We start from the raw sequence: 11,571 nt of genomic DNA, 5'->3' as shown, positions 1-11,571 counted from the left end.
GTGCTCGTGTGCAGAGTCAAGGAGTTAACGTCGGAAATTACAAACAACAACGCCCCTTATGGGGCGTCACCTTCAATCAATCCATAAAGCTTAAGTTTTTTGCGCAATGTGCCGCGGTTTAAGCCTAATACATCAGCAGCCCGGGTTTGATTACCCTCGGTGTGTTCCATTACACAGTTAAGTAGCGGCGCTTCTACTTCGGCCATCACCATCGCATAGAGGTCGGTTGCCTGGCTGCCATCGAGATGCTCGAAGTAACGGCGTATCGCTGTTTCAACCGCTTCTCTTAGTGGTTGAGGCGGTACGCTTGTGGCTGGGTCCGCCAGAGTGCCTGAGAGGCGGTGAGAGAGCTCGTTCGAAAGCAGGTCGCGTTCAGTCATGCAGCATGGCTTCCTTTAGCTAGCAGACGCCCTGCAGCGTCTTGCGTCATGGCATCATTAATCCAATCAAATTGCGATGCTGGTGTGGCAAGCGCATTAAATTGCTGCTTCAGCAGATGATATTGCGTTTCGTTAAAGCGCGGGTCTTCATTTAAGTACCAACCTAGGTGCTTGCGCGCTATGCGAACACCCATCGTCTCGCCATAGAACGTGTGCAGGGCTTGTAAATGCTCTTTGAGCACGTTACGGCGCTCATCAAGGGTGGGGGGCGTTAGCAGTTCCCCATGAGCAAGATAGTGTGTGATCTGCTGAAATATCCATGGGTTGCCTTGCGCTCCGCGGCCAATCATGACTGCATCAGCACTTGTATATGACAGTACCTCTTTGGCTTTTTGAGGGCTGGTGATATCTCCATTGGCGATAACCGGTATCGTCAGGTGCGATTTTATCTCAGCAATAGTGTCGTACTCAGCCCATCCAGTATAGCGCTGCTCTCGATGACGTCCATGTACGGCTAAGGCTTGGATGCCTGCAGATTCCGCGATTTTAGCAATGCGTAGGCCATTATTAGCCTCGGCAGACCAGCCGGTGCGAATTTTTAAAGTAACCGGAATATCAACGGCATTAACAACGGCGTCAAGTATATCAGCCACCAGTGCTTCATCTCGCATTAGGGCAGAGCCAGCTGCCTTATTGCAGACCTTTTTTGCTGGACATCCCATGTTAATATCAATCACCTGAGCGCCAAGTTCTGCATTGAGGCGCGCAGCATTCGCAAGCATTTCAGCATCACCTCCGGCAATTTGCACAACCCGTGGGTTGGGCTCGCCTTGGTGGTCCATGCGCAGCTTAGATTTTCGGGTATGCCAAAGAGAGGGGTCGGCTGTGACCATTTCGCCGACCACCCACCCAGCGCCCAAACGCCTACAGAGTTGACGAAATGGGCGATCAGTAACGCCAGCCATCGGCGCCAAGATAACTTGGTTGGGTAACTGGTGAGGCCCGATCATTGGTGGCTGAAAGTTTTGTGTGGTCATTATGCTGCGCTGTAGATACAGATAAAAATCGCCGAGTAGGCGTTTCAAGGGGGCGTATGATACGCCTACTCGGCGATGGGGTGAAGGCCATTGACCAGATTAAGCAGCGCGATAGCCTGATAGGCGAACCCAACCTTCGCGAATTGTGGGTTCCTCCATTATCAACCCCTGGGCTTCATAGGCCTGTAAGACCTCATTTGCTTGGTTCGCTAAAATGCCAGACAGCGCTATTTGTCCGCCGGGCGCTACATGGCCCGCAATCATTGCAGCTAACTCCACTAATGGCCCGGCCAAAATATTGGCCGTGACGACTGGATAGGAGCCTTCGTTTAGCTGTTCGGGATAATAGAGGGACAATTGCGCGTCGCTAATCTGATTGCGCGCTGCGTTATCACGGCTTGCTTGAAGTGCTTGTGGGTCTATATCAGTAGCATCGGCGTGGGTTGCGCCTAGCTTTAGTGCGGCAATGGCAAGAATGCCTGAGCCGCAGCCCACATCCAAAACGGTTTTATCTTCCAATCCGCCGCTAACCGCAAGGCTATCCAGCCATTCCAGACAAAGAGCCGTTGTAGGGTGGGTGCCGGTGCCAAATGCAAGGCCTGGGTCAAGGATGAGATTGACGGCATCTGTTTCTGGTGGCTGATGCCAGCTAGGTACAATCCACAGCCGTTGACCCATTCGCAACGGCGTAAAGTCATCCATCCACTCTCTTTCCCAGTCTCTATCGGCTAATAATTCATACTCAATGGCTGGGCAGGGTTCGTCGGGTACTTGCTCAGACCAAGCGGCTTGAATGCGCTCAAGCATGGCTTCAACGCCGTCTAAGTCGTCATAGAGGCCAGTGAGGATAGTGTCCTGCCAAAGTGGGGTAGTGCCTCGCTCAGGTTCGAATACGGGGTCATCGTGGGCATCTTGAAGGCCAATCGCTGTCGCACCTTCCTCTAATAGGAGATCTTCTAACAGTTCGGCTTGTTCTGGAGCAACGTGGGCTTTGAGTTGGAGCCAGGGCATCAGTAATCTCCACTGCGTACGTGCATTTGCGCAAAGGTAAAACAATAACGGGGTGGCAATGGCCACCCCGTTGAGCATTATCGACTATCTATTCAGCGCTTTTACAAATATTAGCTACTGAGTTTCTTTTCAAGATAGTGAATATTGACGCCACCTTGGCGGAAATAACTATCTCTCACCAAATCTTTTTGCAGATCAATATTGGTTTTGATTCCCTCGACCAGCAGTTCGTCTAGGGCATTGCGCATACGCGTCAGGGCGATCTCGCGATCAGCGCCCCAGGTGATTAGCTTGCCGATAAGCGAGTCGTAATGAGGCGGTACGGTGTAGCCGGTGTATAGATGAGAGTCCATACGTACGCCAAGTCCACCCGGTGCGTGGTACAGCGTGACTTTCCCTGGAGAGGGCATAAACGTACGCGAATCCTCCGCATTGATCCTGCACTCAAAGGCATGGCCACTAATCTTGACGTCTTCTTGGCGAATCGACAGTGGAAGGCCGGAGGCAATGCGCAATTGTTCCTTGACGATATCCACGCCAGTCACCATTTCGGTGACAGGGTGCTCTACCTGCACGCGGGTATTCATTTCAATAAAGAAGAAATCACCGTCTTCGTATAGAAACTCAAAGGTGCCCGCGCCACGGTAGTTAATTTCGAGGCACGCTTGGCGACATGCTTCTAGCACCTTTGCTCGAGCTTCCGGGTCGATTCCAGGGGCTGGCGCTTCTTCCAGAACCTTCTGGTGACGACGTTGCAAAGAACAGTCGCGATCATAAAGGTGGATAGCGTTGCCTTGGCCGTCAGCCAGTACCTGTACTTCTACATGGCGGGGTTTCTCAAGGAATTTTTCCATGTAAACCGTGCCATCGCCAAACGCTGAGTGCGCTTCGGTGCGGGTAACAGTAATGGCTGAAAGCAGGTGACCTTCAGTGTGCACAACCCGCATGCCGCGGCCACCACCACCTGCAGCGGCTTTGATAATAACCGGATAACCAATGCGGCGAGCCGTGGCTAGATTAGTGGCTTCATCATCACCTAACGGGCCATCTGAGCCAGGCACGGTAGGAACACCAGCGATCTTCATGGCCTCAATGGCACTAACTTTATCACCCATTAGACGGATGGTGTCCGCACGTGGACCAATAAAGGTAAAGCCAGAGCGCTCAACCTGTTCTGCAAAATTAGCGTTTTCCGAAAGGAAACCATAGCCAGGATGAATGGCGCTTGAATCCGTCACCTCTGCGGCGCTTATTAATGCAGGAATATTCAAGTACGACTGTGCTGAGGAAGCGGGGCCAATGCAGACCGCCTCGTCGGCCAAGCGAACATGCATTAATTCACGATCAGCTTTGGAGTGAACCGCAACGGTTTTAATCCCTAGCTCTTTACAAGCTCGGAGAATACGAAGGGCAATCTCGCCGCGGTTTGCGATAAGTACCTTGTCCAGCATGGGAGAATCCACCCGTGTTGTTTTGAAAGATTAAGCGATGACGATCATAGGTTGATCAAATTCCACCGGCTCTCCGTCTTCCACTAGGATGGCTTCGACTACGCCGTCGCGATCGGCCTCAATTTGGTTCATCATTTTCATTGCTTCAATGATGCATACCGTGTCGCCTTGCTTAACCGTATCGCCAACTTCTACAAACGATTTTGCACCCGGTGCCGGGCTGCGGTAGAACGTGCCTACCATCGGTGAGTTAACCGCTTCACCTTGATAACTTAAGCCTTGTGGTTCTGCCTCAGCAACCGGTGCGCCGGCTTGAGCTGGTGCCTGCTGCATGGTGGGCATTTGAGCATACTGTGCCATCGCCTGAGGCTGCCATGTTGCGCCATTTGGATGGCGGCTGATACGGACGGACTCTTCGCCTTCCTGAATTTCAATTTCGCTAATGTTTGATTCTTCGAGAAGCTCAATCAGTTTTTTAACTTTACGAATATCCATACCTGTCGCCCCAAAAGTGATGAAAGTTAATCGCAATGCAGTTCGGTGTCGTATTTCCAGCTGCATTGAGCGCCGTTACAGCGCAGTAAACCTTGTATGAAAATGAAGAGAACGCTGCACGATGTTGAACGTTACCCGGTGCTAAGTCCTAAAAAATGAGGATTTTAGCTGATATGGCTGCGAAGTTTGCCGAAAAAGTACGGGCATGTCTAGTGGCGGCCAAAATATGCTCGTTCCTCGATATTTAAACAACCGTTTGACGACGTTCGCGACACAAGATGGCTGTAGGCTTCAGGTCAGCCTTGTTGCCAGCGCCGTAATGTTTCCAGGTGCTGTGCCAGTTCTGTAGCGGTTATTTCGCCTTGAATGCGCGCATCTCGTACTTCTTCGCCCTGGATAAAAAAAAGTAAGCTCGGCGGCCCGAATAAGTTAAACCGGTTGAGTAGTTCTCTACTTTGCGCATCTGTGTTGGTGACATCGACCTCAATTAGGTGGAAATCGTTCAATACAGCGACCACATTGGGGTCTGGAAAAACATCGCGCTCCATTAGCTTGCAGGAGATGCACCAGTCAGCAGTGAAATTAACAAAGGCAGGCTGTTGGGCGTCCGTGGCTTCAGAGAGTGCTGCTTCAAGCACGCTCAGTTCGTCAATCTTCTGAAAAGCGAGTTTTGCCTGTGACGTGCCGTTGTTCGTTGAAGCGCTTGATACCGTTAAGGGGCGCAAAGGGTTGCTGCCGCCTTGAGCAGCGCCAATGACCAGGGCAACGCCCCATGCAAGCAACATCAGTCCTAAGGTTTGTCGTGCTTTAGGCCAGCCTTGTGGCTGATTGATGTTTAAGGCGCCCAGCACGAGAGCGCTGCCTATGGCCAGCGCTGCCCAAAGCAAAAGTGCCACTGAAGGCGGCACTAACCGCTCAACCATCCAGATAGCAACACCGAGTAACAGCAAGCCGAAAGCAATTTTAACGCCGTTCATCCAAGCACCTGATCGGGGTAACAGCGTTGCTCCAAAGGTGCCTACTAATAGCAGTGGCACCCCCATGCCTAAGCCTAGTGCAAATAAAACGGCACCCCCCATGGCTGCGTTCCCCGTTGAGGAAATAAACACCAGAGCACCGGCAAGTGGAGCCGTAACACAGGGGGAAACCACTAATACCGATAGAGCGCCTGCCAGGGCTAGGCCCGCTGGGCCACTTTGCTGGGCGCGTGCTTGCCAGACGTCAATTTTAGAAGCCAGCCGAGGCGAAACTCGTAAATCAAATGCCCCAAACATGGCCAAGGCAAATAGCGTAAATAGAACAGCAAAGGTAATCAGAACCGGCGCTGATTGCAGGTGGGCTTGAAGATTTAGGCCTGCACCAAAAAGTCCCATCAACACACCGACTAACGCGTAGGTGGACGCCATGCCTAAAACGTAGCTAGCCGAGAGTACAAACGCTCGGGGCCGGGTTGGCTTTTGTCCTACGATGATTGAAGACAAAATAGGTACCATCGGTAGTACGCAGGGCGTGAAAGTCAGGCCCAATCCAGCGATAAAAAATAATCCTAATGCTAGAGGTAGACTGGCGCTGCCTAGCAATGCGCTAAAGCGGCTATCTTCACTTTGAGGGGCTGAAAATTCAGTGTTGCTATTTGTGCCCACGGTTTGGCTAATTTGTTGGTCATCGCTGCCCTCTGTGCCTGACAGTGCTTGATCTGCACCGTCCCAGTCAGCAAAGGCAGTGGGGGGAGATGACTCTAAGGCTTCAAGCGAAATAGTTTCTGGCGGATAGCAAAGCCCTGCGTCGGCACAGCCTTGGAACGTCAGCTCAATATCGATTGGGCCACTGTAGGACGAAGAGAATGGAGTTTCAAAAACTAACGTGTCACGAAAAACATAGACATCGCCCATGAACTCATCAGTTGTGAATGTTCCTTGGGGAAGTAGTGGTTCATCAAGGGACACTGCATCCGTTTTGCTACTAATGCTAAACTGGTGGCGGTATAAATAATAATCGTCAGCAATATCGATACCAATATAAACGGCGTTGCCATCATGCCAGGCGGTAGGCTGAAAGGCTTCTAGAACAGGTAAAAAATCGCTTTGATTACTGGAAGAAGAAAACCACTGGGCTTGGGCCAGCAGGGGAAGCCAGCAGAGTAAAAGTAACAGGCTTAAACGCTTAAGAGACAACACGAAGTATCCTTACGCAGACGTATCAGGGAGATTTTGAAATAGCATATCCTACCTTGTGGTGTCAGCGTAGATGCTGCGGTGACGTGACGCGCTTGTTCATACTCCGTTAATGTCGAAGCTAAGATGTCAGCATTAAGCAGCCGATAATAGAAAAAGGCTGCCACGTGGGCAGCCTTTAATGTCGAAAACGGTCTGGCTTTGTTGCTTAACTTGATGGTTAAGCTTTTTGGTAAGCCGCGACTGACTTTTCAATCGCTTTGCGTGCCGCTTCAACACCTTCCCAAGATTCTACTTTTACCCACTTACCTTTTTCGAGGTCTTTATAGTTCTCGAAAAAGTGAGCGATTTGCTGACGTAGCAGTTCAGGAAGATCCGTCACTTCTTGAACGTCATCATACAGAGTGCTCAGCTTGGGGTGCGGGACGCATACTAATTTTGCATCTTCGCCTGCTTCGTCGGTCATGTTCAAAATGCCAACAGGACGAGCGCGGATAATGCTGCCCGGAGCCACAGGATGAGGGGTAACTACTAAAGCATCTAGCGGGTCGCCATCATCGGCCAGGGTGTGGGGGATGAAGCCGTAGTTGGCCGGATAGAACATGGGGGTTGCCATGAAGCGGTCAACCAGTAGGGCGCCCATGTCTTTGTCGATTTCATACTTAATTGGTGCGTGATTAGCGGGAATTTCAATCGCCACGTAAATATCGTTGGGCAGATCCTTTCCAGCGGGGATGTTATCGAAGTTCATCGTTTATTCCTTGGCTTGGCTTATGTAGTGCGAAGGCTAAGCAGTTGATGCATTGCATTAATGGCGAAGAATTATACGAAGTTGGCTAGTGGATTACCAATGCGACATAGGTGTGTGTCGCTGACAATGGCTATGAATCTTAAAATAAGCCTCGTTTTTCACCTTCGCGACGTTTGGCGGGCATCGTTTCCCTTGATCAGCGTGTATCATAACCGCTGTGTGGTTCCCATGAAGAGCCTAAAGCCTAGGAGGATGAGTTGGCGCACGCCCAGTTACTAATTAGTTATGGCCAAGCCTTTGTGGCCCCCAATAGGCGTCTACACCGTAGCTCAATGTCGGTGCGGTTGCCTGATGCGCCGCTGTTGAAAGTAAAAGGGGGCTGTGCGGTTATTAGTGACTCGATTTCTCGTAACACCATGGCCAAGCAGGCAGGTGATTTAAGTGTTCGTGGTTTTTTAGCTGACTATTATTCAACGCCTGATCACTGGGACACGAAAACGTCGGCCACCCGCGTACTGCGTGCCCTTAACAGCTGGTGCTATAGCCAAAGCCAACATGTCAAAGAAGGAAGTTTCGTTTCTTCGCTATCAGCGATGGTCTTTCGGGAACGCGAAGCGCACCTTTTTCATATGGGAGATACGTTAGTTTTCCGGTTGCGAGGCGCTGAGTTCGAACAGCTAACCCGCGATCATGTCACCGATGTCGGCGGCTATCGCTACCCATCGCGCGCCTTGGGCATGGATGGTAGCGTCGATATTGACTATACCCATCTGCCGCTTAAGCAGGGCGACTTTTTCGTTTTTACTACCCAGGGCGTGCGTGGCACCTTAATGCCATCAGATTACGTTCGTCTTATCCGCCAAAATGCCAGTGACCTAGACGCTGCCTGTGAGTGTCTGGCAAGCGAAGCAAAGCAGCGCGCGCAAGACAGAGGATACGGAGGTGATCAATTTTGCTTCCAACTGCTACGTATCGATGAGCTGCCGGAAGAGTCTGAAGACCACCCAGGGCTTATTTATGGTGACCTGCCTATACCACCTGAGCTGACGCCAGGAGAGCGGTTTGATGGGCTTGAGGTGCTGTCGGTATTATCACGCAATGCGCAGTCTAGAGTTTATCGCGTCCGTGATGTGTATTCAGAGCGTGAAATGGTGATGAAAGCACCTAGCCCAGAGCTCTCTCTGCGTAATGCTTACCTAGAACATTTTTTACTGCAGCAGTGGGTGGTGGAGCGCGTTAATTCACCCTTTGTTGTCAAAGTGATGGAGTCGTCACGGCCACGCCGTTACCTCTACTATTTAATGCAGCACGTTGAAGGTGAAACTCTTCGGCAGTGGGCAGAGAGGCATCCGCAAGCCAGCTTAGTGCAGCGCCTGGATATCGCCAATCAGCTGGGTAAAGCGGTTCAAGCGTTACATCATCGCGATATCATTCATCAGCAGATTACCCCTGATAATGTGCTGATCGACTCCCACGGTAAACTCGTGTTAGCGGATTTCAGCGCTTGCCATATGCGCGAGGTGGATGGGCATCGTCACTCGGGTGAGCTACTGCGACAAATTGGCTTCAATGAGCATACAGCGCCTGAGTATGCGCTGGGTGATAGTGTTGGGCGGCGTAGTGACCAGTATTCATTGGCATCAACGGTTTATTGGCTGCTGACAGGCGCGTTACCCTATAAGTTGACGCCTAACCGACTACGCAGCCATACGGATCTTGAAGAACTCAGCTACCGAAGTGCTCGCGCGACCAATCCAGAAATATCGCCTGAACTTGATGATGCGTTACGTCGCGCCCTAGACCCTCAGCGTGCGCTGCGCTTTAGAAGGCTCTCCGAATTTCTTCATGCGTTAAGAGTTCCTTTGGGTCGTGCATCTAGCCGTGAGGAACCGCGCCAAGAATCACGGCGTTTTTGGCAGGGCGTGGCGGGTATTCTGTTGCTGCTCCTCGTACTTTCCTGGCTATTGCGCTAGATTAACGTCGCTCAATTAATACAATACAGCCATAAAAACGGGGCGATGAATGATTTCATCGCCCCGTTTTTTAGCGCGTTAAAACGCTTACAGTGTAAATTTAGGCAGTTTTTGCTCAACTTTTGCAAGTTTCAGCTTGGCTACCTTTGGCAGGCCATTTTCAAACGGTGGAAAATCTTCGCCCTGGATGAGCGGAGAGAGATATGCTCGGCAGGCTGGCGTAATCGCAAATCCGTTTTCGCTGATAAAGTCCCGGGGCATGAATTTTTCTTGGTTGGCCACTTGCGACAGTGGGGCCGAGATCACATCCCACTGATAGGGCTCCTGTGAAATACGGCGTATGGCAGGCATCATGGCATTTTTGCCCGCGAGCGCTAATGTTACTGCCTCGCGGCCCACGGCATAGGCTTGCTCAACGTCGGTCTTAGAAGCCAAGTGGCGCGCGGCACGCTGTAAATAATCAGCAACTGCCCAGTGATATTTGTAGCCAAGGTCTTGCTTCACCATGCCTGCAAGTGTTGGTGCTACGCCACCTAATTGACGGTGACCAAAGGCATCTGTATTGCCAGCATCGGCAAGAAAGGTGCCATCTTCATAGCGTGCGCCTTCAGAGACAACGATGACACAGTAACCGTATTTCTGAACGCACTCTTCAACGCGCGCCATGACCGCTTTACGGTCAAATGAAATTTCAGGAAAGATAATCAAATGGGGCGGTTCGCCTTCACTTTCTCCCGCTAAACCACCCGCCGCTGCAATCCAGCCAGCATGACGGCCCATGACTTCCAGGACGAACACCTTAGTAGATGTTGCGCACATGGATGCAATATCCAGCGAGGCTTCAAGCGTAGAAGTGGCAATATACTTGGCAACGCTGCCAAACCCTGGGCTGTTATCAGTAATCGGCAGGTCGTTATCAACGGTTTTCGGTACATGAATCGCTGTCAACGGGTAGCCAAGCTTTTCAGACAGTTGAGACACCTTCAGGCAGGTGTCTGCGCTATCACCGCCGCCATTGTAGAAGAAGTAACGAATATCGTGGGCTTTGAAGACCTCGATTAAGCGTTCATATTGAGCACGGTGAGTATCAATATCTTTCAACTTATAGCGGCAGGAGCCAAATGCACCGCCAGGCGTGTGGCGCAAGGCAGCAATGGACGCATCGCTCTCTTGAGTCACATCAATGAGGTCTTCCGTTAAGGCGCCGATAATGCCGTTATGACCGGCATATACCTTGCCAATCTGGTCGGGCGCTTGTCTGCAAGCTTCGATAACGCCGCAGGCGCTGGCATTGATGACGGCGGTAACGCCACCGGACTGGGCGTAAAAGGCATTATGCTGGGCCATGGAAACGTCTCATCTCCTGAAAACGGGTGGTTAAAGCAGTATTCAAGCAAAGGAAAATAACGTTCCTTTGCTTGTGTTAATAATCGTTCGTTTAAAAGCGTGCGCCAATGGCACGCTGTGACAACTGATCGTGCAATAGTGAGGCTTACCGCGGCGAAGTTTAGCGTAAAGCAAGTGCAGGTGCATCTTGCAGGCTTGTTACTCGCTGTCGTCCAGCTCCTGCTCCTGCTGAGCTAGCCGCCATCCCCCTAAGTCTTTATAGCGATTGACCATCGCACAAAAGAGCTCTGCTGTACGTTCGGTATCATAGCGGGCCGAATGGGCAGATTTGTTATCAAATTCGATACCTGCCGCGCGGCAAGCACGGGCAAGCACTGTTTGACCGTACACAAAGCCCGCTAACGTTGCTGTATCAAAGCTGGAAAAGGGGTGAAACGGGTTCCGCTTTACGCTACAGCGATTCGCCGCTGCATTGAGAAAACCATGATCAAAGGCGGCATTGTGACCAACGAGTATTGCCCGTGAGCAGCCGTGTGCCTTGATTGATTTTCGGATAGGACGAAAAATTTCACCTAGCGCTTCAGATTCGCTTAGCGCCACTTGGCGACGTAGCGGGTCGTCAAGATTAATGCCTGTGAAATCAAGGGCAGACTGTTCAACGTTTGCGCCTTCGAACGGATGGATGTGATACGCATAAGTGGCATCGGGTAATAAGTTACCGTCAGGATCCATGGTGAGCGTCACGGCGGCAATTTCGAGTACTGCGTCACTTTGGGAGTTAAACCCACCCGTTTCTAAATCAATGACAACCGGCAGATAACTGCGAAAACGTTCGGCCATCAATTCGCGGGCAAATGCCTCGCTCATGCAGCTCTCCTTAGTAAAGCGAGTAATTAGTCAGAATAAGCGGTTAAAGCAACCCCTTTGTTGGCTATGATTCTAGCAGCTTTAC

General features: G+C 51.2%; 10 protein-coding genes. 1 reads left to right on the top strand and 9 read right to left on the bottom strand.

Features of this window, described 5'->3' with window-relative positions:
• Positions 1-56: 56 nt before the first annotated feature.
• The 7 genes from fis to ppa all read right to left on the bottom strand — a co-directional run bounded on the left by fis (position 57) and on the right by ppa (position 7,299).
• Positions 57-380 (bottom strand): DNA-binding transcriptional regulator Fis, encoded by a 324-nt coding sequence (gene fis, locus REH51_RS00400; protein ID WP_009724717.1) that lies wholly within the window; start codon positions 378-380, stop codon positions 57-59.
• On the bottom strand, positions 377-1,417 hold the full coding sequence (dusB, locus tag REH51_RS00395) for a tRNA dihydrouridine synthase DusB (protein ID WP_009724718.1): 1,041 nt from the start codon (positions 1,415-1,417) through the stop codon (positions 377-379). Before dusB ends, fis begins: the two co-directional genes overlap by 4 nt.
• A gap of 99 nt (positions 1,418-1,516) precedes the next feature.
• Positions 1,517-2,428: a 50S ribosomal protein L11 methyltransferase gene (prmA, locus tag REH51_RS00390; RefSeq protein WP_009724719.1), complete on the bottom strand. Its 912-nt coding sequence runs from the start codon at positions 2,426-2,428 to the stop codon at positions 1,517-1,519.
• A 110-nt stretch (positions 2,429-2,538) separates the two neighbouring features.
• Positions 2,539-3,879 carry an acetyl-CoA carboxylase biotin carboxylase subunit gene (accC, locus tag REH51_RS00385; protein WP_009724720.1) on the bottom strand — a complete coding sequence of 447 codons (1,341 nt, stop codon included), beginning with the start codon at positions 3,877-3,879 and terminating at the stop codon, positions 2,539-2,541.
• Positions 3,880-3,909: 30 nt separating this feature from the next.
• Positions 3,910-4,374, bottom strand: coding sequence for an acetyl-CoA carboxylase biotin carboxyl carrier protein (accB, locus tag REH51_RS00380; protein ID WP_498936592.1), 465 nt, complete (start codon positions 4,372-4,374; stop codon positions 3,910-3,912).
• Positions 4,375-4,670: 296 nt separating this feature from the next.
• Positions 4,671-6,551 (bottom strand): protein-disulfide reductase DsbD, encoded by a 1,881-nt coding sequence (gene dsbD / locus REH51_RS00375; RefSeq protein ID WP_039869771.1) that lies wholly within the window; start codon positions 6,549-6,551, stop codon positions 4,671-4,673.
• Between the two features lie 217 nt (positions 6,552-6,768).
• Positions 6,769-7,299 (bottom strand): inorganic diphosphatase, encoded by a 531-nt coding sequence (gene ppa, locus REH51_RS00370; protein WP_009724723.1) that lies wholly within the window; start codon positions 7,297-7,299, stop codon positions 6,769-6,771.
• A gap of 257 nt (positions 7,300-7,556) precedes the next feature.
• Here ppa and REH51_RS00365 point away from each other — a divergent pair, with 257 nt between their 5' ends.
• Complete coding sequence (locus REH51_RS00365) at positions 7,557-9,272, top strand: bifunctional protein-serine/threonine kinase/phosphatase (RefSeq protein ID WP_009724724.1); 1,716 nt, start codon at positions 7,557-7,559, stop codon at positions 9,270-9,272.
• An 87-nt stretch (positions 9,273-9,359) separates the two neighbouring features.
• Here REH51_RS00365 and REH51_RS00360 read toward each other — a convergent pair whose 3' ends face one another.
• Positions 9,360-10,619 carry a 6-phosphofructokinase gene (locus REH51_RS00360; RefSeq protein ID WP_009724725.1) on the bottom strand — a complete coding sequence of 420 codons (1,260 nt, stop codon included), beginning with the start codon at positions 10,617-10,619 and terminating at the stop codon, positions 9,360-9,362.
• Between the two features lie 198 nt (positions 10,620-10,817).
• Positions 10,818-11,486 carry a ribonuclease T gene (gene rnt / locus REH51_RS00355; RefSeq protein ID WP_009724726.1) on the bottom strand — a complete coding sequence of 223 codons (669 nt, stop codon included), beginning with the start codon at positions 11,484-11,486 and terminating at the stop codon, positions 10,818-10,820.
• Between the last annotated feature and the right edge of the window lie 85 nt (positions 11,487-11,571).

It is taken from the genome of Halomonas bluephagenesis (assembly GCF_054790765.1).
This window is presented reverse-complemented; position numbering and strand designations above follow the sequence as displayed.